This window comes from Blautia massiliensis (ex Durand et al. 2017) (genome assembly GCF_051861785.1).
Lineage (GTDB): Bacteria > Bacillota > Clostridia > Lachnospirales > Lachnospiraceae > Blautia_A > Blautia_A luti_A.
The window spans coordinates 2413354-2437827 of the sequence record NZ_CP146725.1 but is presented as its reverse complement, the minus strand read 5'-3'; the positions used below and the strand labels follow the sequence as shown (position 1 = coordinate 2437827).

The 24474-nt window shown below is 43.4% G+C and carries 19 protein-coding genes and 1 other annotated feature; of the genes, 6 read left to right on the top strand and 13 right to left on the bottom strand.

Features of this window, described 5'->3' with window-relative positions; genetic code table 11:
• Positions 1–92: 92 nt before the first annotated feature.
• The 5 genes from V9W66_RS11615 to V9W66_RS11595 all read right to left on the bottom strand — a co-directional run bounded on the left by V9W66_RS11615 (position 93) and on the right by V9W66_RS11595 (position 5775).
• Positions 93–2729, bottom strand: coding sequence for a right-handed parallel beta-helix repeat-containing protein (locus V9W66_RS11615; protein ID WP_144094192.1), 2637 nt, complete (start codon positions 2727–2729; stop codon positions 93–95).
• A gap of 147 nt (positions 2730–2876) precedes the next feature.
• Entirely contained in the window at positions 2877–3251 is a 375-nt protein-coding gene (gene rplL / locus V9W66_RS11610) for a 50S ribosomal protein L7/L12 (protein ID WP_015526302.1), read from the bottom strand.
• A gap of 75 nt (positions 3252–3326) precedes the next feature.
• Entirely contained in the window at positions 3327–3836 is a 510-nt protein-coding gene (gene rplJ, locus V9W66_RS11605; protein ID WP_144094193.1) for a 50S ribosomal protein L10, read from the bottom strand.
• Between the two features lie 51 nt (positions 3837–3887).
• Positions 3888–4024 (bottom strand) — a sequence feature (ribosomal protein L10 leader region).
• An 85-nt stretch (positions 4025–4109) separates the two neighbouring features.
• Complete coding sequence (gene upp, locus V9W66_RS11600; RefSeq protein ID WP_118623620.1) at positions 4110–4739, bottom strand: uracil phosphoribosyltransferase; 630 nt, start codon at positions 4737–4739, stop codon at positions 4110–4112.
• Between the two features lie 157 nt (positions 4740–4896).
• The gene (locus V9W66_RS11595) at positions 4897–5775 is read right to left on the bottom strand and encodes a Cof-type HAD-IIB family hydrolase (protein WP_144094194.1); all 879 of its coding nucleotides are present in this window, start codon (positions 5773–5775) and stop codon (positions 4897–4899) included.
• 332 nt (positions 5776–6107) lie between these two features.
• On the opposite strand from V9W66_RS11595, the gene V9W66_RS11590 reads away from it, so the two are divergent.
• The gene (locus V9W66_RS11590; RefSeq protein ID WP_144094195.1) at positions 6108–7244 is read left to right on the top strand and encodes an FAD:protein FMN transferase; all 1137 of its coding nucleotides are present in this window, start codon (positions 6108–6110) and stop codon (positions 7242–7244) included.
• 124 nt (positions 7245–7368) lie between these two features.
• Here V9W66_RS11590 and V9W66_RS11585 read toward each other — a convergent pair whose 3' ends face one another.
• Positions 7369–7551: an MGH1-like glycoside hydrolase domain-containing protein gene (locus V9W66_RS11585; RefSeq protein WP_118512725.1), complete on the bottom strand. Its 183-nt coding sequence runs from the start codon at positions 7549–7551 to the stop codon at positions 7369–7371.
• Here V9W66_RS11585 and V9W66_RS11580 point away from each other — a divergent pair.
• Together V9W66_RS11580 and V9W66_RS11575 are read left to right on the top strand one after the other, a co-directional pair.
• On the top strand, positions 7542–7811 hold the full coding sequence (locus V9W66_RS11580) for a response regulator (RefSeq protein ID WP_144094196.1): 270 nt from the start codon (positions 7542–7544) through the stop codon (positions 7809–7811). The genes V9W66_RS11585 and V9W66_RS11580 overlap by 10 nt on opposite strands.
• Before the next feature lie 100 nt (positions 7812–7911).
• Positions 7912–8115 carry a helix-turn-helix domain-containing protein gene (locus V9W66_RS11575; RefSeq protein WP_270426856.1) on the top strand — a complete coding sequence of 68 codons (204 nt, stop codon included), beginning with the start codon at positions 7912–7914 and terminating at the stop codon, positions 8113–8115.
• Positions 8116–8202: 87 nt separating this feature from the next.
• Here V9W66_RS11575 and V9W66_RS11570 read toward each other — a convergent pair whose 3' ends face one another.
• The 5 genes from V9W66_RS11570 to V9W66_RS11550 all read right to left on the bottom strand — a co-directional run bounded on the left by V9W66_RS11570 (position 8203) and on the right by V9W66_RS11550 (position 13819).
• A complete protein-coding gene (locus tag V9W66_RS11570) occupies positions 8203–8454 on the bottom strand; it encodes a hypothetical protein (protein WP_044961921.1) in 252 nt (83 codons plus the stop codon).
• A 108-nt stretch (positions 8455–8562) separates the two neighbouring features.
• Positions 8563–10731 (bottom strand): glycoside hydrolase family 2 protein, encoded by a 2169-nt coding sequence (locus V9W66_RS11565; RefSeq protein ID WP_144094197.1) that lies wholly within the window; start codon positions 10729–10731, stop codon positions 8563–8565.
• A gap of 9 nt (positions 10732–10740) precedes the next feature.
• On the bottom strand, positions 10741–11583 hold the full coding sequence (locus tag V9W66_RS11560) for a carbohydrate ABC transporter permease (RefSeq protein ID WP_015526309.1): 843 nt from the start codon (positions 11581–11583) through the stop codon (positions 10741–10743).
• On the bottom strand, positions 11580–12452 hold the full coding sequence (locus V9W66_RS11555; RefSeq protein ID WP_144094198.1) for a carbohydrate ABC transporter permease: 873 nt from the start codon (positions 12450–12452) through the stop codon (positions 11580–11582). The genes V9W66_RS11560 and V9W66_RS11555 overlap by 4 nt, the downstream gene beginning before the upstream one ends.
• A 59-nt stretch (positions 12453–12511) precedes the next feature.
• On the bottom strand, positions 12512–13819 hold the full coding sequence (locus tag V9W66_RS11550; RefSeq protein ID WP_144094199.1) for an ABC transporter substrate-binding protein: 1308 nt from the start codon (positions 13817–13819) through the stop codon (positions 12512–12514).
• Positions 13820–14029: 210 nt separating this feature from the next.
• On the opposite strand from V9W66_RS11550, the gene V9W66_RS11545 reads away from it, so the two are divergent.
• The 3 genes from V9W66_RS11545 (at position 14030) to V9W66_RS11535 (ending at position 19002) form a co-directional block, all read left to right on the top strand.
• Complete coding sequence (locus V9W66_RS11545; RefSeq protein ID WP_186290070.1) at positions 14030–15841, top strand: sensor histidine kinase; 1812 nt, start codon at positions 14030–14032, stop codon at positions 15839–15841.
• Entirely contained in the window at positions 15838–17445 is a 1608-nt protein-coding gene (locus tag V9W66_RS11540) for a response regulator transcription factor (RefSeq protein ID WP_144094201.1), read from the top strand. The genes V9W66_RS11545 and V9W66_RS11540 overlap by 4 nt, the downstream gene beginning before the upstream one ends.
• A gap of 183 nt (positions 17446–17628) precedes the next feature.
• Complete coding sequence (locus tag V9W66_RS11535) at positions 17629–19002, top strand: sodium-dependent transporter (protein ID WP_144094202.1); 1374 nt, start codon at positions 17629–17631, stop codon at positions 19000–19002.
• Between the two features lie 179 nt (positions 19003–19181).
• On the opposite strand, the gene V9W66_RS11530 is transcribed toward V9W66_RS11535, so the two are convergent.
• Both V9W66_RS11530 and V9W66_RS11525 read right to left on the bottom strand, forming a co-directional pair.
• Positions 19182–22574, bottom strand: a complete 3393-nt coding sequence (locus V9W66_RS11530; RefSeq protein ID WP_144094203.1) for a DEAD/DEAH box helicase — start codon at positions 22572–22574, stop codon at positions 19182–19184.
• A gap of 123 nt (positions 22575–22697) precedes the next feature.
• The gene (locus V9W66_RS11525; RefSeq protein WP_110103606.1) at positions 22698–24128 is read right to left on the bottom strand and encodes an aspartate ammonia-lyase; all 1431 of its coding nucleotides are present in this window, start codon (positions 24126–24128) and stop codon (positions 22698–22700) included.
• Positions 24129–24474 lie beyond the last annotated feature (346 nt).

The window sequence follows — 24474 nt, the reverse complement described above, 5'->3', positions numbered from 1 at the left end:
TTTTTTTACATTTTTCAAAAAAAAGATTCTGTTCCTTCTATACATACGATGTATGGATATCCGGAACAGAATCTTTTTTTTATCACACATACTTACTTCACAACAATATTTACTGTTACTGTATTTTCGTATTTATCTTTTGAGACAAGTTTCAGAGCAGTATTCTTTTTTTGCTTCTTTATTTTAATAACGTACTGTTTCTTTTTGTTTACGGATGATACACCCAGCTTTGTCTGTTTTCCGGAACGCTGCACATATGCAATAACTGTCTGGCTGCCTGATGCAGTTCCGCTTATAGCTGTACTTCTTGATGTAACAGTTCTGCATGAAGGACGGTTGATGCCGGTCCATCCTTTGCAGCTTTTTACATATATCGCCTGAACCTTTCCGTTTTCGCAAAATGTATTCTTTTTCATGACCGGTATTACAGATGCATATGCATAAACACCATTCCCCGTATTTTTCTCCGCACGGTTTCCTGATACTTCGGATACTTTTGATTTCCAGAGCAAAATACCACTTTTTGCATTTGATGTCACACGATTGCTGTTTACTCTGACTCCGCCGACCACATACTCAATTTTCACGCCATGATTTTTGTTGGATAAACAGGTATTACCAAGAACATTATTGTTCTTTCCTGCATTTACATGTATTCCCGAGCCGTCCACTGATTTAACAGTATTCTTCTGTGCAGTGGATGAAGTATTTACAGATTGCAGATAAATTCCATCTCCGCCTGCTCCGGAAACAGTATTCTGCTCTACAAGATTTCTCTGTTCTGATCCTGCTGCATAGACAGAACCGGAGAGATAAATTCCTGTATTTGCAGTTCCGGACACTGTATTCCTGCTGATAACGCTTCCTCTGGAATCCTGGGCATAAATCCCAAAATTGGAATATGAAGAAGTTTTTTTCATTGTTACCTGATTATCTGTTACGGTATCTGTGTCAGTAAGAGACATGCTGATTCCGTTTCCATATCCGCTGATCTGATTATCTTCTATAGTCACACCTTTCACCGGATATATCTTTTTAGGAAGCACAGCTCCATCTTTTTTCATATTATAGCCTGAAACTTTTATACCACTGCAGATCCATGCAATTCCACCAATGCTGGTAGTTCTGGCAAGACTGATGTAGTTTCCTGCCACACGAAGATTCCTGTTTTTCAGCATGTCCGGCCCATCATCATAGCCTGGCGTCTGGTGTGTATTGCTGCTCACAGAAGAAATGTCCACTCCATTTCCCACATTTACCATGGTATTATTTTCTGCTGTAGAATCTTCATAATTCATAAACCTTATACAGCGTTTTTTTACATTATGGAAAGTATTATTCGTAACTGTGATCCTTTTATATGTTTTTCCGGACATCATACTGTGCGTTCCCAGCCCTGTAAAGACATCTTCGAACACATTTCCATCGATCACAAAATCTTCACAGGTCGTTCCATCATAAGGTCTGTACTGCGGAAAAACATTGCTCTCATCTGTACAGCAGTCGATCTGAATACATTCCTGTCCGCCTTCCACATAATTCTTATAATAGCCACTGAATGTACAGCCTGTGATCTTGGCATTTTTCACTCCGCCAAATTCCAGAAAATGAGATTTCAGATTATTAAGAAATGTAGCATTTTTAATCGTAACATTCGTAGCATGTCCAATGCAAAATCCCACAAATCCGCCTGGTGCATCCTTATTTTCCACACACTGATAATTGTAGTCCCAGGTTCCTCCATCGATCACAATGTTGCGATATCCATCATATCCGCCTTCTGAATCTTTGGTATTTCCAAGACGGAGGATCAGATGTTTGGTGGTAGACGTTTTTGTAATATTAGCGTCTCTTGCATATAAGTACATATTACTGTACATGCAAAGTGTACCTGTCAGTTCATAATTTCCCGGTGGAATTATGATCTTGCAGGGATTTTCATCTGTGGCCTGATCTTTCAGTTTAAGAAACAGTGTGTTCAAGGGTGCTGTGATATCCTGTCCTTCCTCAACTTCCAGAGTCACAGTCTGATAAGTTCCAAGTTCTCCATCTGAAGCATCTCCTGCGGAAAAATCCCCAGCAGCATTGGCATCATCTGTAAAATCAGTCTGTGCCTGACCTGCGCCTTCATCAGCTTTATTATTATCCGGCTCTGCGACGTTTTCTACATTACCGTTTTCCTGCTGAAGCTGAAGTTCTTCGGAACCGTTATCGCCGTTCTCCGTTCCTTCGGAAAAATCTGCCGGCAATTCTCCGCTGATACTGCCATCTGCTGTCTGAATATCCTCACTGCCAGCTTCCGTTGCTGCATTGTCAGAAATATTCTTATTTGTGTCAAAATCTCCATCTGTGCTTCCATCTGAAAATGTGTCTTCAGTTGAATTTTCCGATATTTCCTCATCCCCCGGTGCCTCTGATACATCCACTGCTTCTACAGCACCTGACTCTATTTTTGTCCAGGATGCCTGTGATGCAGGAACCACACTGCCATCGTTATCCAGCACAAGCGGATCCAGATCCTGTTCCGGCATATTTTCCTCTTCTTCAAGCTCCTCCTGCTGCTGCATTGCAGCTTCCTGAGCCCGAAGTTCATCCAGAGGATTTTTCACGTTTACAGTTATATTTTTTACATTTTTTCCGACAGACGCTGTCCTGGCTGCCGTCGGAAAAGAAACTCCTGTGATTCCCAACGCAGCAGCAAGGATACAGGCCATTATTTTTCGTTTCATATTCCATCCACCCTTTCCTGTCTCCTTTATTATTCTTTCTTTTTCTTCAAAAAGCAAGATTTACACTGGATTTTTTTACTAAAAAAGCTGCTGTGCCGCCGGTAAACCGGCAGGCACAACAGCCTCAAAGCTCTTATTCTGACTGGATTATTTAAGTGTAACCTTAGCTCCCTCAGCCTCAAGTTTAGTTTTGATGTCCTCAGCCTCAGCTTTGGATGCGCCCTCTTTAACAACCTTCGGAGCACCATCAACGATAGCTTTAGCCTCTTTAAGTCCAAGACCTGTAACCTCACGAACAACTTTGATAACTTTAACTTTGTTAGCGCCAACCTCTGTAAGCTCTACGTCAAACTCATCTTTCTCCTCAGCTGCCTCGCCTGCTGCACCTGCTGCTGCTACAACAACACCTGCTGCTGCGGAAACGCCGAACTCTTCCTCACAAGCTTTTACAAGGTCATTTAACTCTAATACAGATAATTCTTTGATTGCTGCAATAAATTCTTCTGTTGTTAATTTTGCCATTTTAATTTCCCTCCATTTATAAATTTTAATTAATAATCATGCGGTCGTTATGCCGCCAATTGCACGTTGCTGGGATTACTCAGCAGCTGCTGCGTCAGCTCCGCCGTTCTGCTCTGCGATCTGATTAAGCACACGAGCGAAGTTTGCGATCGGAGACTGCATACTTCCAAGCAGTTTTCCAAGAAGTTCCTCTCTTGAAGGAATTGTGGACAGTGCCTGAATTCCGGCCTGATCATTGTAGTTACCTTCAACTACACCTGCGATCAGATTCAGTGCCGGGAACTGTTTTGCATATTTAGCAAGGATTCTTGCCGGAGCAGTTGCGTCTGTCTCGGAGATAGCGATCGCATTTGTGCCATGTAAATGATCACTGAGGCTCTCAAATGCTGTACCCTCGAATGCACGACGCATCATGGTATTTTTGTATACCTTGTACTGAACACCAGCTTCTCTTAACTCTTTACGAAGAATTGTATCCTGCTCAACGGTAAGACCGCTGTAGTTTACAAGTACAACAGACTGTGCGTCTTTAATGCAGTTAGAAATCTCTTCTACGATTGGTTGTTTCAGTTCTACTTTTGCCATGAAATGGTACACCTCCTTATAGATTTTGTATACCGCCGTCGCAATAAGTCAATCTGTTTAAAAAAAGACCTTACTGCTTCGCAATAAGGCCTTGTGTAATCTTAACTCAGAATACTTGGACCTCGGTAGGCGTTTTGATCCTTATGCCTTACGGCACCTACTGTCTTCGGCAGCGTTCTTAGGTACAATACCATAACAGTGCCGGGTGTGTCAAGTATTTTTTTGAAGTTTTTTCAGATACCACGGATTGTTCCGCAGCAAGCTGGTATCATTTTATTTTGTTCCGAAAATTCTGTCACCGGCATCGCCAAGTCCCGGGCAGATATAAGCGTTCTCATTGAGCTCTCTGTCAAGGGAACCACAGTAGATCTGTACATCCGGATGTGCCTCATGGAGACGCTTCAATCCCTCCGGAGCTGCGATGATGCACATAAACTTGATATTTTTTCCGCCCTGTTTCTTGACAAAATCAATGGCAGCCTCAGCAGAACCGCCGGTTGCAAGCATCGGATCAACGATCACTGAAATACGCTCGTCAATAGATTCCGGAAGCTTACAGTAATACTCATGGGGCTCATGTGTTACCGGATCACGGTAAAGTCCCACATGTCCGACCTTTGCAGACGGTACCAGTGTGAGAATGCTGTTTACCATTCCAAGTCCTGCGCGGAGGACCGGGATCACTGCCAGTTTCTTGCCTGAGATCATCGGTGTCTTACAGGTTTCTATCGGTGTCTCGATTTCCACTTCCTCTGTAGGAAGATCACGAAGCGCCTCATATCCCATCAGGATTCCGATCTCCTCCACCAGCTTACGGAACTCGTTTGTTCCTGTACTTTTGTCACGGAGCATTGAGATTTTGTGTTTGATCAGCGGGTGATCCATAATATAAACATTTTCCATTTTTTCCATCGTGATTTCCTCTCTTTGTCTGTGTTTTTTTGTAAAGCGAATCTTCTCATTACACTCTGCTTCATACACAGGAACGCAATCCCTTCGCTTTTCTGTATTCATCTTTTTACATTATAATATAAACGACACTTTTTCAAAAGGGGGAAAACTATTTTCCCTGGTGTTCCAGGATCTGATCGATAGCATAGGCCACACCAAACTCATTGTTGCTCTTTGTGATGTATTTTGCTGCCTTTTTGATCTCCGGAACTGCGTTTTCCATTGCAACGGTTGCGCCGAAATCCATGGAAATCATGGAATAATCATTAAGACTGTCACCAAGGACCATCACCTCATCCATGGTATAACCCAGAGACTCGATATATTCTTTCAGCACCGGGCCTTTCTGCGCCTCTACTGCTGTAATCTCCTGATTATATATAAAGGAAGAAGCCACTGCAACAGCCGGATTTTCTTTCAGCTCATCGCTGAGTTTCTCCAGCTGCTCCACATCTGCCGCAAAAATGAAGATCTTATATACCGGCGCACCGCTGCTTTCCAGAGAACGGATATCGGAAATCCCTTTCGTGTTTCCGGCAATCCTGCGGTACTGCGGGGATTTCCGTACAATCTCCTCGCTGGTATCCATATCCATATTGAAAAGACGGATCTGCTGAATGATCCCGTCTTCAATTTCTTTCTTTGTTCCAATACGGTAATCATAGCGATCCGTAAAAAATGCTACAGATACCGGGTATTTTTTTGCCGTATTGTAGACCTCCTCACACAGCTCAATAGAGATCGGTGTACTCTTTACAACCTCCTGCTGCGGATTCCGTACTTCAGCACCGCTGCTCACCACATAATCACAGGTCAGCTCTGTTCCCTTCAGTTCCTCCATGGCACCGGGGAAATTCCGGCCGGTGGCAACCATAAAACGAATTCCCGCATCGCAGGCACGCCTGACCGCCGCAAGGGTTTCCGGTGCGATCCTGTGGTCATCACCAAGAAGTGTGCCGTCCATATCACTTGCAATTACTTTTATCATGAAAAATTTCTCCTTTTATCTGTAAAAATTCCCGGTCAATCATTCGGATCCATAGCATCCATAGCAAATATGTTCTTTTTTCGGAGAAATTATATCTTATATTATTGCAAAATACAATGATTTTTGCGACAGGCATATGCCTTTCTGATTTCAGAAATACATGGTATAATGAGATTTCATAAATCTGTCCGATGTCGGTCAGGCGGATATCCGCAATCCGCATCGCTTCCTGATCCGGTCAAGTGAATGACCCCATCCTCATGTACTACATAGATTTGCATCAAATAAATGCTCTTCAGTTAAGTCAGTCAATCAGAAAACAGGAGAATATTATGTCAACTTATTTTTTTCATTCCAAAAGAAGCCGCTCGCATTCCCGTTTCTTCTATTTAATATTGTGCACAGTTCTTGTCTGTCCAATGCTCCTTTTCACAGGCTGCGGAAATATCACGGATGCAGATACATCCACCACCGGAAATCAGCCCATCAGTATCAGCAGTATCAAATTGAATACAGCTGTACAGATCACAATTTACGATTCTCAGGATAAAGCTCTCCTGGATGACTGTCTGGCACTGTGCGATAAATATGAGCTGGTCTTCAGCCGGACAAATGAGAAAAGCGAGCTTTATAAATTAAATCACCGCAAAGATACATCGGATAAAGATACCAGTACCGACCGGCAGACTACTCCATATCCGGTCAGCGGCACAGCAGACACCTGGCATATATCTGAAGACCTTGCCTCTCTGCTTTCCGAAGGACTCGATATCACCAGGGAATCCGACGGTGCCTTTGACATCGCCATTGCGCCTTTGACCTCTCTCTGGGATTTCACAGCAGAAGACCCGAAGGCTCCGGATGATGCAGATATTCAGAAAGTTCTCCCCCTGTGCAGCTCCGACGGCGTCACCATTGACGGGCAGGATATCACACTTCCCTCTGATGACATCCAGTTCGATGTAGGCGCCATTGCCAAAGGCTATATTGCAGACCGCCTGAAAGATTTTCTGGTAAAAAAAGGCGTAAACAGTGCCATCATCAACCTTGGCGGCAATGTCCTCTGCATCGGCTCGAAGCCTGACGGCACTCCCTTCAAGATCGGCATCCAGAAGCCTTTTGCAGACCGCAATGAAACAGAGGCTGTTATGGATATCGCCGGAAAATCCGTTGTATCCTCCGGAATTTATGAGAGGTGCTTTAAGCAGGATGGTAAATTATATCATCATATCCTGAATCCCCAAACCGGCTATCCTTATGATAACGGCCTGATCTCTGTGACGATCATCTCCGACCAGTCTGTAGACGGCGATGCCTTAAGCACCACCTGTTTCGCCCTTGGCCTGGAAGACGGGCTGAAATTTGCAGAGAAAAAAGGCGTGCAGGCTGTATTTATCACAGAGGATTATGAGCTGCATTATACGGACGGATTCCAGGATGAGATCAGGGTCACTGATGTGGGATCCTGAACCATGAAATCTTTTTCAGCAACAACCAAAAACATTCCAGATAGACCATATTTGTCACATAAGTCTGCGGATAATCTTTCAGAAGATTTGCCATTGCTGTCAGTGTCTGTGTCGTTGAAAATGGCTAGGATGGACCGTTCCACAGACATTCATAATCTGCCTGTTCATATCCGTACCGTGGATGTCTCTGTTCCGCAGTTGTAGGGCCACAGGGGGAGGCAAAACCTTCCGGATTCACAATCTGCTCCCAAGCTTCTTCATATCCCTTATCCGGAAGTTCAAAACACCATGGGATAAATCCGAGCAAACAGTGATCTTCTGGAAGCAGATAATGCCGAAGATGGCCTGAAGATCATTCTCAAAGAGCATCCTGACATTATTATCACAGATATGAAAATGCCCGTCATGGACGGAACACAGCTCTTAAAAAAGCTGGAAGAACTTCACATCGACAGCAAAATCAGTGTGATCAGCGGATTCAGCGATTTCAAATATACAAGACTTGCGATCCAGGCCGGTGTTATTGATTACATACTGAAGCCTGCTCTGCGTTCACCAGTAAGGTAATCGGTGACGTTTTTGATTATATCAATGCACATTATCTGGAAAATATCTCCCTGGCCGATATTGCAGAATCTTTTTTTCTAAGTAAGGAGCATCTGTCCAGATTGTTTTAAAAAAACGTCAGAATCTTTTTTCCTATACTATGCAGTTGAAGCTCACCGAGGCGAAACGGCTTCTGCCGTCTACGGATATGACTCTCGACGACATTGCCTGGCATCTTGGTTTCAGCAATGGAAATTACTTCAGCAAGGTTTTTAAAAAGAACTGTCAGATATCTCCCAGTGAATACCTGAACGTACAGCTATAGTTCTTCAGAAAACTTTTCTCCGATAAAAAGTAGCTGTAACTGAGCGTATTCGTTCAGTTACAGCCACTTTATTCAATATTATTATATTCAGTTATTGATCATATCCGGCCAGGAAAGAATCTCTGCAGAAATCTTCTCTTCATAATCTCCGTCAATGTCCTCACTTCTTCCAGCCGCATAAATGTTGGTCTCGGCACCCCAACCGTTGTCCTCGTATTCCCATACATGGAATTTCAGTCCACGGAACATGAAATCCAGGCTTCCGCAGCCATCCTCCTCTGTGTATTCGAATTTGATATTTTTCTTATTCAGGGCATCCTGTACTTTCTGTAAACGCATATAATATCGCTCCTTCCACGCCGAAAATCTTCCTTTATACATAAAGTATAACATGTTGTGATTTTCGACACAAGGAAAGGATGAAAGTGGCTGTGAGCTACGGATATCTCAGGCCCAGTAGAGTCTCATTCCAAACTCATGGCTCATACGGTCCGGATGCCCATCAACTCTTGAAAGCAAAGTACAGATATCCTGATAGGTATTCTTTGCCATACATTTGCCGTTATTATCAGAAAGAATTAGTGTAAGGTTCCACTTCTGACCTTTTCCGTATTCTTTCTCAAAGGTTTTTACCATGACACGGCTGTCTGCCGGAACTTCTGCTTTAACACTTCCCTTTTCCACCAGTTCTCCGTTCAATGTTTCTGTAATGATCCATGTAAGTTCACACTCTCCCAGAGTTCCATCTGTATCATTTACAATATACAGACTGTCCAGATAATCTTTGTACTTTGCAAAAGCACCCACTGGTGCGTTGCTTTCCAGTATAGCCTGAAGACCCTTTTTGGGAATTCCCCACCAGTCATATAATCCGTAGAAGCTCTGAGGACACAGATCGATAAACATAAACTGTATATATCCTGAGCAAGGTTCATATTTCTGGATCCTGTAATGCTCTGTATAATATTTCAGAAGCTTATACTGATATTCCTGGATCTTCGGGATATCATCCACCAGTTTTTCCAGACGATGATATACCGCCGGAACAGTTTTCAGATTTTCACTGCTGCCCGGTGCATCAAATCCGTACTCTGTATTCAGCTTTTCTGTCTGCTCATAAATATCTGCATATTCTCCACCGCATAAAGAACCCAGATAATTATGGCTGTCCCCGCTAAGCAGATCGTCTTCGCAGAAAGAACCCTTGATGATCGGTCTGCCCGGATCCATCTTCTGTACTTCCCTGTACAAAGCAGGTCCCGGATTTTCTTCCATAAATCTCCTTCTCACATTTCCATCCGGATCAATACATCCCGGTTCATTCATAATGATCCAGCAGATCAGAGACGGATGATGCTTCAGAAGTTTCACATTTTCTCTGTAAACATCTGCAAATCTCTGCGCCCATTCATCTGTTGAAGGATGCGTCCAGTTGTACTCCGAATCCTGAAAAACTGCAATTCCCAGCTCGTCACACAGATCATAAAAAACTTCCTGCTCTGTGTGGACATGTACTCGTACCAGATTAAAACCTGCCGCCTTTACATTAAGAAGATCTCTCAGGTACCGTTCCTTTGTCATTGCAGAAATATAACAATCCGGAAAATAAGAGGTTCCTCTTATATACAGTTTCCTGTTATTAAGCCAGAATCTTGTTATTTTTTCATTACGCTCAATCTGAATGTCCCGAAAAGCAAAATTCGTTGTTCTGCTGCTCAGTATGTCTTTTCCCCTGCTTAACGTAAGTTCTGCCTGATACATCCAGGGATAACCATGATCCCATGTGGACCACAGTCTGACATCTTCCACTTTAAGCTCACATTTAAAACCTGTCTCTGCTTTCTCTGCCATTATCTGAACAGTTTTTTCTGCCTTTATAAGACCGGACTCTTTTTCCCGGATCTTTACATTAAAATCATATGTCTCCCCGGATTTCAGACCTCGCGCTTCAGTTTCCACATATATGTCTGCTTTCCTTACATCCGGATCCAGTTCATACTTCAGATCTGTCTGATCTTCCAGAACACCTTCTTCTGTCAGGATCAGTTCCACTTTTCCGTAGATTCCTACAGGATTTACATCTCTCTGGATAAATGTATCAGAATGTTCGTAGGTACCTTTTACCATATTTCTTTTTACCAGGTGGGTTCTGGAATCCTGTGCATCCAGCTCCACCTCATCATCCCATGGAGAACTTACCTTTACAATGAGATAATTTTTCTCTCCAAAAACAAGCTTATCTTTTACATTAAAGGAAAATGGAGCGGAATATCCTTCATGCTCTCCAAGAAATTCTCCGTTAATCCATACTTTTCCATAATAATCAACATTGGTAAATTTAAGGACAGCATCCGTAACTTTCTGATCCGGAACTTCAAACTCTGTTTTGTACCACCAGGGCGCCTGATTGAAATATCTCAGTTCACGCCCGAAATATGGCTGTCTGGCATAGATAAGCTGCAGATGTTTCAGTTCCTCCAGTTCCTCCCATTCAGACACCTGGGAACCTACGGAAGTATCCGCTTCCCTGGCAGCATAAAGTCCGGTCTTTTCCCCTGTATCATGAACATCCTGCAAAATTTTCCATCCTTGTTTCAATTCAATCCTTGTTTCCATTTCAGCCTCCTAACTCTTGACCGCACCTGCAGCCATACCTTCGATTATGTTTTTGTTAAGAATAAAATACACGATCAGTGTAGGCAGGATCGATATTACGATCGCCGCAAATGTACTTCCCCAGTCCACTCTTCCGAACTGCCCCACAAAGTCATTCAGGCCAATTGGCAGAGTTTTCATATCAGAAGATGAGATAAATGTATTGGCATAGGTAAATTCGTTCCATACAAAAACAAAATTGTATGTAAGAACTGTCATTGTAGTATTTTTAGCCATAGGTACCACGATCTTGCGGAATGTGGTTCCCATTGTGGCACCGTCAATAACTGCTGCTTCCAGAAGAGAATCCGGCATAAATTTAAAAAATCCGGTGTAAAGATAGATACACATTGGAAGTCCGAACCCGATCTGCGGAAGCACCAGTGCCCAGTATGTATTTCGCAGTCCGATCCTGTTATAAATCTGGAACATGGGTATAAGGCAGGAAAAAATAGGCACCATCATTCCAAACAGGAAAAATGCCATCAGTGCATTGGCATATTTTACCTTTACCTTGCTGATCACAAATGCAACCGGGCATCCCAGGACTACGATGCCAAGAAGTGTGAGAACTGCCACAACCGTACTGTTAAGAAAATATCTTGGAATGGATGAGATCGTCAGTGCGCTGATATAGTTTCCAAGATAAAATCCTGATGGCAGGGCATACTGTGCAGTATATGTCATTTCATCCGGTGTTTTCAGGCTGGAGCAGATAACCCAGAAAATAGGGTAGACCTGTATCATGACAAAAATAAGGATCACTACATAGAACACAGCACGAATAGGTATATTTTTTCTTGATTTTATCATTCTGACCCATCTCCTTTCGCCGATCCCAGGCATTTCTGTATAATCCCTACTGCTACCAGACATTCAATGACCAGAAAAACGGACAATGTACTTCCATAGCCAAAGTCAGCCGAATTAAAAGCGGTTTTATACATATAAGTTGCCACCATCTCTGTTGATCTGGATTTATTGTCAAGAATATAGAATACATCAAAGGTTTTCAGACAACCATTTACAAGCATTACAATGACAATACTGAATATATTTTTCACCAGCGGAAGCTTTATGTAACGATACTGTTGGAAAACATTGCAGCCATCCATTGTAGATGCCTCGATCACATCCTTTGATACGGATACAAATGCGGAATAAAAAATGATCATATACAGACCACAGTATTTATATCCATCGATCAGGGTTATGGTAATCAGCGCTGTATGGGAATTTGCCAGCAAAGCGATAGGTTCCATTCCCAGTTTTTCCATCACATAGCAAACCAGGCCCTGGGGCTGGACAGAAAGCATTTTGGAAAAAATCTGGCAGATCGCCATAGATGAAATGATACATGGAATAAAATAAATAACCCGCAGAATATTTCCACCCTTGGAAATATGTGTAAGCAAAATCGCCAGGATCAGTCCTGCACATAACTGGAACAGACTTCCCAGTACAACAAATTTAAGATTATTTACAACAGCCTCACGAAATGTCTCATCCTGAAACATCCTTACATAATTTTCCAGTCCGATAAACTTCATATCACTGATTCCATTCCAGGAAAAAAGGCTGTAACCCATTGACCACAGAATCGGGATGATAACAGTAAGAATATATACGATCAGTGCAGGAAGAACAAATGGTAAAGGCTGGATTTTATTTCTGGGCTTCATATCCTCTCCCCTTTCATACGCAGATGCAGATAAAATTCCGCATCTGCGCATTCTATCAGTTATTCTTCAGTGTCAAAATAATCAGATGCATACTGTTCTACAGCTTTGTCCATGTTTTCACAGAACTCTTCAGGTGTTGATTCTCCCATTCCAAGGCTTGCCAGCTCTTTTCTGTAAACCTCGTTTGTAGAAGGATCCAGACGAACATCCCAGCACTGGGCAAAAGTGCCGCAGTTCTCAAGATCGCTTAAAATCTGCTGTGTAAGCTCCGGCAGCTTCTCCGGGTCACTTGGCATCATGGATGGAAGCATATTGAACTCATACATTGCCGTATCAGCAAAATTATCCCATACATAACTGATGAAATCTTTCATCTCATCACTCATGGAATCCTTGAGAATGGCAGTTCCGATTCCACAATTCGCATAGTAATCATTTTCTCCCGTAGCGGTTCCCTCGCTGTCTACAGGAAGTTTGAACATGGAAATATCATCTTTAAGATTTCCCTCATCATCTGTAAGATCCGGTGTATCCCATGTTCCGGTGTATAACATTGCCGCACCATTGTTCAGAAACAGATCCATCTGCGCGGTAGCATCTGAACTTGTCCATCCTTCACTGAAATACTGAGCTATATCCTGTGCATACTGGGCTGTTGCGATACCTGTCTCAGAATTAAATTTTTCTTTTCCCATTCTTGCATTGTCAATGAAGTCATTTCCTTCCAGTCTGAAAGCCTTAAATGCAGGATAACGCATGATCATGTCGTAATTTCCTGCGGATATCGGGGTCATTCCCGCATCTTTCAGCTTCTGGCACACATCCAGGAGATCTTCCAGTGTCTGGGGTGTTTCAGTAATTCCGGCTTTTTCAAACATATCTTTGTGATACCAGAAATATTCCACATTTCCCTGCCAGGTCATAAGGTAATTACTTCCGTCACTGAGCTTCGGATAATCCAGTGCAATATCAAAAAACTTATCCTTGATACCCAATTCATCATAAAGATTATCCACACTGTAGATCAGCTCTTTTTTGCAAAGTCCTTCAAAAAATGCCTCCGGGTCGGCATCAAACCAGTCTGGCAACTCATTGCTTGATGCAAGGATCTTGATCTTCTGAAGATATGTTTCTCTGTCTGCAATAGACTCTACGTTAAATTCAAAATCCGGGTGATCTTTTTTATAATCTTCCGCAAGCTTCTTCAGTGTTTTTAATGCTGCATCTGTTTCACCTCTGGCACTGATATAGTTAATCACAAGTGGTTTGGAATCTTCTTTTTTATCAGCCCATACATTCATCATACTGAATGAAGAGAGACACATCATTGTAGCAAGTGTAGCAGCCATCACTTTTTTTAATTTCATTTTCGTCCTCCTTTTGGTACAGTTTTATTCATCCGGATTGAATATTCTGTTATGCTTTCCTTATCGATGAGCCTATTATATTAAATCCGTCCGGAAAAATACATGGAAAATCTTCGCTGTGCTTGGAATATTTTCTCCAATCCTTTCCCGTCACTTGTGAGGATTTTTCCCTTATTATATAATGTAGCCATTAAAACAAGGGGGGATTCCATGATAGAAAATCTAAAAAAAAAGGCGTTTCAATTATTTTCAGGAATCAGCTTGAAACGCAGACTTTTTATTACATATCTGCTGCTCAGTTCTCTGATACTCCTGCTTACTTCCGTGTTTTTTTATACTGCGTCCAAAAAAGTACTGATCAAGCGTGCCGCACTTTCCAGTCAGCAGCAGCTATCCCTGATCACTAGTAACCTTGGCGAAAAAATCGACCATATATCAGACTATGCCATCACCCTTTCCATTAACAGCAATATCGCCAATATTTTAAAAGAAAACCCTACAGTTCCTGAAAACGAACTGGAACATTTTCTAGTAAATTCCGAACTCACAAATCAGGCCCAGCGTATTATCGGACTTCACAGAAACATCTATGCCTGGGATATACTGGATACGGAAAACCACTGGTTTCACAGCAGTACCACAGAAACAGACCAACTTGATTCTCTTCTGGATCCTGAAGTTCTTAAAAACCTTCAGACCAATCTGGCTTTTCAGTTTCTCGGGCCTTTCCAGATAAGCGGAGAACCAACCTTTGTAGCCCTAAAAAGTATCACCAACATTGATAACACCAAATATCTGGGGGCTCTGGTCCTTCTGATCAAGGAAACGAATATTTCTTCTGCATTCCGCGATCTTCCGGACAGTTCTTCCAGGGATTTCTATATTACCAATGAAAAAAGACAGATACTTTCCTCTTCTTCATCAAAGGGAATTTATAAGGATTTCTCATCCTACACAAAAATCAGCTCAGATAAATATAAAACCCTGATAAAAACTGACAGGCAGATTTTTTCCGTAGACGGCACTGATACTCTTTTTATCTGCAAATCCTATCCTGCTCTGAACTGGAATGTGATCAACCTGATTCCTCTGGAAAACCTGCCTCTGGATCATATGGTGATCCTGCACAACATTCTTCTGATCAGCATCGTGGTGTTCATTTTATCGGTGTTTTTTTCCATATTAAGTACAAGTACTGTCACTGCACCTATCCAGAGACTTGTGGACAAAATGAAATCTGCTTCTACCGGAAAGCTGAATATTTCTGCCAGTTATTCTTCCAACGATGAACTTGCAGTTCTCTATAACCAGTTTAACCTTATGATGCAAAAGATCCAGATATTGCTTAACGACATCTATGAGGAACAAAATGCCAAACAGAAAATGGAAGTGCGTCTCCTACAATCCCAGATCAACCCCCATTTTCTTTACAATACTTTAAACACCATCAAATCTCTCATAGAACTTGATATGAAAGACACCGCAGTAAAAGCAGTATCTGCCATGTCAGCTTTCTACAGAAACTCTCTTTCAAAGGGACAGTTTATCATTCCTCTGCACCAGGAGCTGCTTCTTACAGAACAGTATCTTTATATCCAGAATCTGCGGTATATGGATTTTGTTGATTACGAGATCACCTATGAACCATCCTGGGAAGATCATGGAACAGAGATACCTAAACTGACCATACAGCCTGTTGTTGAAAATATTTTTGTCCATGGGCTTACCAGCCAGATGTGTCATATTCACTTAAACATTTCCATCAGAAATGACACCATCTTTATTTCCGTTTCTGATAACGGTTCTGGTATTCCACCGGAAAAACTTGCCGAACTTAATCGTTCTATCAGGGACTTCAAAACTGCCCGACATTCTTTCGGGCTTCCAAGTATCAACCACAGGATTGCTCTTCTGTACGGAGAAAATTACGGACTTTCCATCGAAAGTTCACCTGAAAATGGCACCACTGTAACCATAGCAATACCTGACACAAAATCTGATTTAGGGGGAAATATAAAGTGAAAACACTTGTAATTATTGACGATGAAGTTTTTTTCAGAAAATCTCTGATTAATTTTCTTGAAAAACAGAATATTTATGAGATTGCAGGGGAAGCCAATAACGGGCAGGCCGGAATCCGGCTTATTGAAAATGTCAAACCTGATATTGCCCTTGTGGACATATCCATGCCGGTTATGAGCGGTCTGGATATGATTGCAGCTCTTGGAGCCGACTGTCGTACCAGGTTTATCCTTTCCACGGGATACGAAGATTTTGACTATGCAAAAAAAGCAATCTCTCTTCAGGTCCGTGGATATCTCCTGAAACCACTGGATCACCAGGAGCTTATGGAAACACTCCAGAAAGTAAGCAACGAAATCGATCAGGAAGATTCCAGAAATAGCTATGTGAATAATTATTTTCAGTTCCGCGATCTGTACAAACGACAAATGCAGCTTAATTTTTTCCAGAAAATAATCAGCGGAACGACCCTTTCTCCAGATAATCTGGAAAAAATTTCAGTTCATAAAAATTCCGGTTATCTTACCATTCTTATGCAGATCCACAGTGCCAATCTGGAAATGTGGGATGAAAAGAGTGATTTTTCTCTGCTCCATAACATCCTGGAAAACATATGCAGAGAAATCTTACAACCTGTGTGCAAAGAGCTTATTTACATTGACTATTCTCAAATGCGGCAATATATCATCATAGAAACAGACTCTAGTTTTTCTTTTACCGACCTGGAACAATCCTGCCTCAGACTTGCCGGAATATATGATAATACCGTACAGATTTCCACTTTTTTCTGCTGTGGAACGCCTCATGAAGGCGTGGAAGGAATCCGTTATTCCTATGAAGAGGCTCTTTCTGTTTTTCATAACAGGGCTGCATCTTCTTCCGGATTTCTTTGTTTCACACCTCAGTCACATTCTTCCGATTTTACATTAAAACCACTGGTTTATGATGATATCCTGATTTTTCTACGCCAGCGAAACTCACAGGCTCTCTGTGAATATATTGATAAATACTTCAACGATATCATCACAAAAAAAATCCACATCCGTCAGACCTGGAGTGTGGCTGCTGCATTTCTTACTGTACTTGATGGTTTTATCACGGAATGTAATCAGCGTGAAACTCTTTTTCCTCTCCTCGAAAATGCCCTGAATACTTACCAGAACTGCCAGAGTGCTATGCAGCTAAAACAACTGCTTCAGTCTACCTGCAATACAGTTCTGGATTCTCTTGCTGATGAAAAAAGTCCACGGAAGTCAGCGCTCGTGTCCCAGATTCAGGAATATATCCGTCTGAACTTTAATCAGCCGGATCTTCGTCTTGAAACTATTGCTTCCCATTTTTTTATCAATCCCCAGCATCTCTCTGCTGTATTCAGCCAGGAATCCGGAGTTACACTTACCTCTTACATCAATGTATGCCGCATGAAAAAAGCCCGACAGTTTCTTCTGGAAAACAGCCCTTCCATTCAAAATGTAGCTGCTTTATGCGGATTTTCCGATTCCGGATATTTTAGCAAATGTTTCCGGAAATATTACGGAATCTCTCCGAAAAATTTCGTATCCCTGACGGAAAAGAACAGTTATCCAGGTTCTATCGGCACATGATCTTCGTCTCATTAAAGCGTAACGTTTCACCGTTTCATCTCGTTAAAATAGTATTTTACTCTAACATATGTTTTATGTAAAATGCAAGTTCTTTTTATTGTGCAATATCCTGGAATGTGTTAAGATAAAACCTGCGACTTTATACAAATAGCAGTTTACCATACTGCAATAATGAGGTGAATTATGAAAGAGAGAGAGCAACTGGGATCCCGTCTGGGATTCATCCTGATTTCTGCCGGCTGTGCCATCGGAATCGGAAATGTGTGGAAGTTCCCTTATATGGCCGGACAGGGCGGCGGCGGTGCATTTGTACTGTTTTACCTGATCTTTCTGGCAATCTTGGGTCTTCCTGTTATGACTATGGAATTTTCTGTTGGACGTGCCAGCCAGAAGAGCCCTGTCAAAGCCTACTATGCACTGGAAAAACCCGGCCAGAAATGGCACATCCACGGATACATCACTCTGATCGGCTGCTACCTTCTGATGATGTTCTACACTACTGTTACCGGCTGGATGCTGAATTACTTCTATATGACTGCCACCGGCAAATTCCAGGGACTTGATTCTGAGGGTGTTGCCGGAAAATTTACAGACATGCTGGGGCAGCCTGTAACCATGGGATTCTGGATGATCGTTGTTGTTATCGCAGGTGTTTTCGTCTGCTCCCGCGGTCTTCAGAATGGCCTGGAAAAGGTTACCAAGGTTATGATGATCTCCCTTCTGATCATTATGGTTATCCTGGCTGTTAACAGCTTTACCATGGATGGTGCCAAAGAGGGTCTGAAATTCTACCTGATCCCGGATTTTGAGCGTATGAAGAAGATCGGTATCATCACCACCATCACCGGCGCTATGAACCAGGCATTCTTCACTCTCAGCCTCGGTATCGGTGCCATGGCGATCTTCGGAAGCTACATCGGAAAAGATCAAGCACTGCTTGGGGAATCCGTGAACATTGCGATCCTGGATACATTCGTTGCGATCGCCTCCGGACTTATTATTTTCCCGGCATGTTTCACTTTCAATGTTGACCAGACCTCCGGACCGAGCCTGATCTTTATCACACTGCCGAATATTTTCAACCACATTCCGCTTGGAAGACTCTGGGGAAGCCTGTTCTTCATCTTTATGTCATTTGCAGCTTTCTCTACCATCCTGGCTGTATTTGAAAATATTATTTCCTGCGGTATGGAGCTTACCGGCTGGAGCCGAAAAAAATCCAGTCTTGTAAATGCCATCGCCATCATCCTTCTGTCTCTGCCATGCGTACTTGGATACAATGTATGGTCCTGGGACTGGCTCAAGGTATTCGGCGGCGCAATTCTCGACCTTGAGGATTTCCTGGTAAGCAACATTCTGCTCCCGCTTGGTTCTCTTGTATACCTGCTTTTCTGCGTTTCCAAACGTGGCTGGGGCTGGGAAAACTTCACAGAAGAAGCCAACACCGGAAAAGGCATGAAGATCCGGAAATGGATGCGCGGATACATCACTTATATCCTGCCGCTGATCATTCTGTTTATCTTCTTCTTTGGTCTGTACGACAAGTTTTTTGCATAAAATAAAACACCCCTGACGGATATCGTACGTGATTTACACACGCGATTTCCATCAGGGGTGTTTTTGCTGAGTCAGGCGGATATTCACAGCCTGCATTCTTCCTGATACAAGCAAGTCCCCTCACCGCGTATTGCTTTTCGTAATTGAAGCAGGGAACTTACTTGATTCAGTTAAGAATTTTACCTGCCTAGCAGCTCCAGTACTTCCTCTCTGCTGATCAAAGCCTGGCCGATTCCCTCGCCGCTTAAGATCTCATCAGCCAGTTCCCGTTTTCTTTCCTGAAGAGCCCGGATTCGTTCTTCTATGGTGTCTTTCATAAAGAGGCGGTAGACACTGACAACGTTCTGCTGACCGATGCGGTGGACACGGTCTGTTGCCTGATTCTGCACGGCAAGATTCCACCAGGGATCGTAGTGGATCACAATATCAGCTGCCGTAAGATTCAGGCCTGTTCCTCCTGCTTTCAGAGAAATACAGAAAACAGAAGTATCATCCTCATTAAATGCATGTACCATCTGCGCCCGTTTTTCCTTGGAAGTCGATCCGGTCAACATATAAAAAGAAACTTTTGCTTTTTTCAGACGGACAGCCAGCACATCCAGCATGGTAGTAAACTGGGAAAACAACAGGAGCTTATGTCCGCCATTCACCGCATTCTGAACCAACTCCATGCACATCTCCAGCTTGGAAGAATTCCCTTTGTATCCTTCATATACCAGTCCCGGATAACAGCAGATCTGCCGCAGCCTCGTGATCTCTGCAAGGATCTGCAGTTTAGAAGTGCGAAACTCCGCATCCGACTGCATCCCAAGCATCAGGCGAAGCCGTTCCGTATGGGCCTCATACAGCTCCTTCTGCTCGCTTTCCAACGTGGAAAACATATCTTTTTCCAGCTTATCCGGAAGATCCTTCAGCACATCCCTCTTCAATCTCCGCAGCACAAAAGGACGGATCATTTTCTGCAGACGCTCCATCGCATCGGAATTACTGTACTGCACAGCTGGAAGCTCTATTTCCTTGCGGAATTTCTCATAAGAATACAAAAATCCTGGCATCAGAAAATCAAAAATACTCCACAGCTCACTGAGCCTGTTCTCCACCGGTGTACCGGTCAGCGCAAGCCTGAATTCCGACCGGATCTCCTTCACAGCCTTTGCCACCTGAGTTCCGTGATTCTTGATATACTGCGCCTCATCAATGATCTGCACAGCAAAATCCAGGTTCTGATAAGCCTTCAGATCCCGTTTCAGAAGGTCATAGGAGGTGATCAGAACCTCCCGTTCTCCCGCATTTTTGATCAGTGCTTTCCTCTCCTTCACATCACCAGTCACAACGGTAGCCGGAAGTCCCGGCGCAAAACGTTCGATCTCGTTCATCCAGTTAAACACCAGCGAAGCAGGCGTTATCACAAGGGCACGTCTGTTTTCTCCCGGCGCAGATTCCTGAAATTCTGACCAGAGAAATGTGATCACCTGGAGGGTTTTTCCAAGTCCCATATCATCTGCCAGGATCCCTCCAAACTGATTATGCTTCAGAGTTTTGATCCAGTAAAAGCCCTCTTTCTGATAACCCCGGAGGATTTTTTCCTGCTCCCTGGGAATCTGAAATTTATGTTCTTCCATTGTCTGCATGTTCCGGATCAACGCACGAAAGGCATTGTCCTTCTCTACCTTGATCAGATCGCCGCCCTTCAGCTGACTGTCCAGATACATAGCACGATAGGCCGGAACCTGAGTCTTTCCTTTTTTCAGTTCACGATCACTGATCTGCAGTCCATTTTTCAGAGCAGAAAGCTCCCTGAGCTGACCATCAGAAACATCCAGAAAGCTGCCATCTTTCAGGCGGAAATATTTTTTTCTGCGATCGTACCTGGAAAGAATATCAAAAAGCTGCGCCTGATCCATCCCCTCCACATCCAGATCCAGGTTCAGAAGTCCGGCTGACAGAGAAACACCAAGACGGATGTTTGGCAGCTTTGTTACCCTCATCTGTTTGATGGACTGGGAAATATAGACAGCTGCAACTTTCTGCATGGCGGGGATTCCTTCAGTAAGAAGCTGGTAGAGCTTTTCTTCGGAATCTTTCACACCGGCGGGCTTCCCTGAACCTTCCCTGCACAAAGATTCCAGTTCCCCGGCACGACAATCCAATGCCAGCTCCATCCGCTGGTCATCATATCCGTTAAAATATTTTGACAGCAGCGCAAACACACCAAGCTCTCCCGGAATATCCCTGGTGCGGGCAGACACATCTCGGTCAAAAACCGAAAATTTATCCTTCCCGTAAACAGAAAATGCCTTACAGGTGATCCAGTCACGCTCCGGCGCATCCAGATAGATCTCATATGCAGCCTTGTAGCATTCAAGACCTGTTTCTTCCGGGAAATCCCTGAGATCACAGTGAAAAAATTTTTTCAGGGAAGGAAGCAGCTCACGCACAAACGCAGGCACATCCGGTTCATCAATAAAACCTCGGCCCGCAGGAAGCCGCTCCAGACAGGTAACAAATTCCTCCACTGCTCCAAGCTCCTGCCTGGAAACCAGATATACCTTCGCATTATCAAAATACATATGATACCGTATGCCTGTCACACTGTATACCGGCGCGATCTCAAGAGATAACCCCTGATCCTTCTTCCGGATCATCAGCGTCCTGTCCGGAATTTCTCTGACAGAATGCCATGTTGTCTCCGGATCATTGTTCATTTTAAACTTGAAACTTTTTTCGCCAAGTATAAGAAGCAGATCCTCAAGTTCTTTTCTGTCAACGGTAAGATCCCTCACCTTTTCCACAGCTATATTCTTCAGCTGTTCATATCTGGACATGTAAGTGCCGTGATGATTCTCGACCCATTCCCGGATAAAAGCCAGCACGCTTCTGGATCCTGCTGAAAAGGCTTCATCTGAATGGATAAATTCCAGATTTTTTCCATAAGAAACCCTCTCATTATGATCCAGATTCCACACAAAGGCCAGCACATCCTTGAGGATATATTTTTTCTCACAGCCAACGCGGAATTCCACGGTAAAACAATTTCTCACAGAATTAAATTTCAGGCAGGTTTCCAGCTCCACCCTGCCAAAATACGGATCCCCGGAAAACGGAAGCATACGGCTGTATAGCTGGCGATTAAGGAGGCTTTTCAGCTCAACGGTGGTTTTCGTTGCAGGCTGCCCTGGTCCGGATAAAGCAGCCGGAAATGCTGTTCCGCTCAATAACTCTGCCTGCTTCGGTTCCTCATCCTGCTGTCTGCGGATTTCCACACGCTCATAGGCCTTACGGTCTCCATATTCCAGAAGCACTGCCACGCAGTGCTTACAGATTCCGGAATAGCTGCGAAAGGCCGGGCAGTCACAGTATGCTTCTTTTATGCGGTCCGCTTCTGTATCATACTGAAAGCCTGTATTGTATACATTACGCCCACTTCCCTTCACTGCTGCAGATATTTTATCCACAGCTCCTTCCGACTTAATATCCAGCGACTGGATCCTCTTTCCGGTACGGTAAATATCAAGACCTCTCTGATATGCCGTTGTATTACAAAGTGCCCGGATGGCTGTTCGTTTAAGCATGTATCTTTCCCTTCTTTTCTTATCGCGTTTCTTCCATTATAAAAGGAGACCTGCACTGTGGCAAGTCTCCTGTGTATATTCATTGATATCTTATTCCTGTCGCTGTTACTGTTCACTCCGTTCTCAGCAGGCTTTTCTTCTTGCTTCATCCTCTTTCCGCTCTTCTCCGACTTCTGTCATCAGATACGGATCAAGAACCTCTTCCAGCTCTTTCTCAGTCATGATCCCTTGTTCCAGAACAAGTTCCCGGACAGACTTGCCGGTTTTTACTGCAGTTTTTGCGATGGTTGCAGACGCCTTGTAGCCAATATGCGGGCAAAGAGCCGTTGCGATTCCTGCACTGCTTTCCATCAGGTCTTTGCAGTGTTTGCGGTTTGCGGTGATTCCTGTGATGCAGTTTACGCTCAATGTATCCACTGCTTTTTCCAGAGTCGTAATGGATTCAAAAAGATTACAAAATACAACCGGCTCAAAAGCATTTAACTCCAGCTGTCCGGCTTCTGCCGCCATGGTAATGGTGGTATCATGTCCTACGATGTGGAAAGCAACCTGGCTTACTACCTCCGGAATGACCGGATTTACCTTACCTGGCATGATGGAAGACCCATTCTGCTTTGCTGGAAGATTGATCTCCCCAAATCCGGTTTTCGGGCCGGAAGACATCAGTCGAAGATCGTTGCACATCTTGGAAAGATCCACCGCACAGGTTTTTACTACACCGGATACGGCAACAAAGCCGTCCAGATTTTCTGTTGCGTCAAAAAGGTCCTCGGCCTGTTTCAGCGGATAACCTGTAAGCTTTTCCAGATTTGGCACGATCTTATAAAAATAAGAATCGGAAACGTTGATAGCAGTTCCCACTGCAGTTCCTCCAAGGTTTACGGTGTACATTTCCCTGTGAGCCTTTTCGATACGTTTCCTGTCTCTGGAAACCATGGACGCATAACCGTGGAACACCTGACCAAGGCGGATCGGAACTGCATCCTGAAGCTGTGTACGTCCCATAGTGATCACATCATCGAACTCCTCTGCCTTTTTTGCAAGCTCCTTCTCAAGTCTTACCAGTGCTTTTTCCAGAGGTGCAAGAAGATCCAGAACGGTAAGCTTACCGGCCGTCGGGATCACATCATTGGTGGACTGCGCCATGTTTACGTGATCATTTGGATGGACCATTTTATAGCTACCCTTCGGACATCCGAGGATCTCACCGGCTCTGTTTGCGATCACCTCATTCATATTCATATTTGCGCTGGTTCCGGCACCACCCTGAATGGCATCTACGATAAATTCCTCAGCCAATTTTCCTGCGATCACTTCATCACAGGCTCTGACAATGGCATCTGCCTTATCCTCCGGAAGAAGCCCTGCATTATTATTAGTGATAGCTGCTGCTTTTTTAATCTGTGCCAGGTTCCTGATAAATACCGGATGAAGCTTTGTACCTGTAATAGGAAAATTCTGTTTTGCCCTTAAAGCCTGAACTCCGTAATAAGCCTCTGCAGGCACTTCCATAGTTCCGATCGAATCTGCTTCCAGTCTTGTTTCTGTTGTCATTTTGTCATCCCTCTTCTTTCTTCTGATCCTGTGCACATCTGATTTGCTCCGCTGTCTGATCTCATCTTTTTCATTCGCCAGATATTCGCTGTTTTCAAATCATTTTGTTATTTTCATTTTTATCAGCAGCTGTTTTCTGATGCCTAAGAAACTAACACTTTCTTTGTGGCTTGTAAATACTTTTAAGGGAAAACCATGATTATCCGTGTTTTTCAATAGTTTATATTAATCTTTTTAAGAGTTTCTTTTATTTTTCTTATTTTTATTAAGTCGTTTCTTGTGTTGGGATAACACACGCAGTATAATCAATACAGAAATACCTATTTTCAATCCACTTCCCTACGCA

Excerpts from the sequence above, each read along its gene's own strand:
- upp (WP_118623620.1), bottom strand. The coding sequence starts at position 4,739 with ATGGAAAATGTTTATATTATGGATCACCCGCTGATCAAACACAAAATC.
- V9W66_RS11560 (WP_015526309.1), bottom strand. The coding sequence starts at position 11,583 with ATGATAAAATCAAGAAAAAATATACCTATTCGTGCTGTGTTCTATGTA.
- V9W66_RS11530 (WP_144094203.1), bottom strand. The coding sequence starts at position 22,574 with ATGCTTAAACGAACAGCCATCCGGGCACTTTGTAATACAACGGCATAT.
- V9W66_RS11590 (WP_144094195.1), top strand. The coding sequence starts at position 6,108 with ATGTCAACTTATTTTTTTCATTCCAAAAGAAGCCGCTCGCATTCCCGT.
- V9W66_RS11535 (WP_144094202.1), top strand. The coding sequence starts at position 17,629 with ATGAAAGAGAGAGAGCAACTGGGATCCCGTCTGGGATTCATCCTGATT.
- V9W66_RS11565 (WP_144094197.1), bottom strand. The coding sequence starts at position 10,731 with ATGGAAACAAGGATTGAATTGAAACAAGGATGGAAAATTTTGCAGGAT.
- V9W66_RS11615 (WP_144094192.1), bottom strand. The coding sequence starts at position 2,729 with ATGAAACGAAAAATAATGGCCTGTATCCTTGCTGCTGCGTTGGGAATC.
- V9W66_RS11570 (WP_044961921.1), bottom strand. The coding sequence starts at position 8,454 with ATGCGTTTACAGAAAGTACAGGATGCCCTGAATAAGAAAAATATCAAA.
- rplJ (WP_144094193.1), bottom strand. The coding sequence starts at position 3,836 with ATGGCAAAAGTAGAACTGAAACAACCAATCGTAGAAGAGATTTCTAAC.
- V9W66_RS11525 (WP_110103606.1), bottom strand. The coding sequence starts at position 24,128 with ATGACAACAGAAACAAGACTGGAAGCAGATTCGATCGGAACTATGGAA.
- V9W66_RS11550 (WP_144094199.1), bottom strand. The coding sequence starts at position 13,819 with ATGAAATTAAAAAAAGTGATGGCTGCTACACTTGCTACAATGATGTGT.
- rplL (WP_015526302.1), bottom strand. The coding sequence starts at position 3,251 with ATGGCAAAATTAACAACAGAAGAATTTATTGCAGCAATCAAAGAATTA.
- V9W66_RS11555 (WP_144094198.1), bottom strand. The coding sequence starts at position 12,452 with ATGAAGCCCAGAAATAAAATCCAGCCTTTACCATTTGTTCTTCCTGCA.
- V9W66_RS11545 (WP_186290070.1), top strand. The coding sequence starts at position 14,030 with ATGATAGAAAATCTAAAAAAAAAGGCGTTTCAATTATTTTCAGGAATC.
- V9W66_RS11595 (WP_144094194.1), bottom strand. The coding sequence starts at position 5,775 with ATGATAAAAGTAATTGCAAGTGATATGGACGGCACACTTCTTGGTGAT.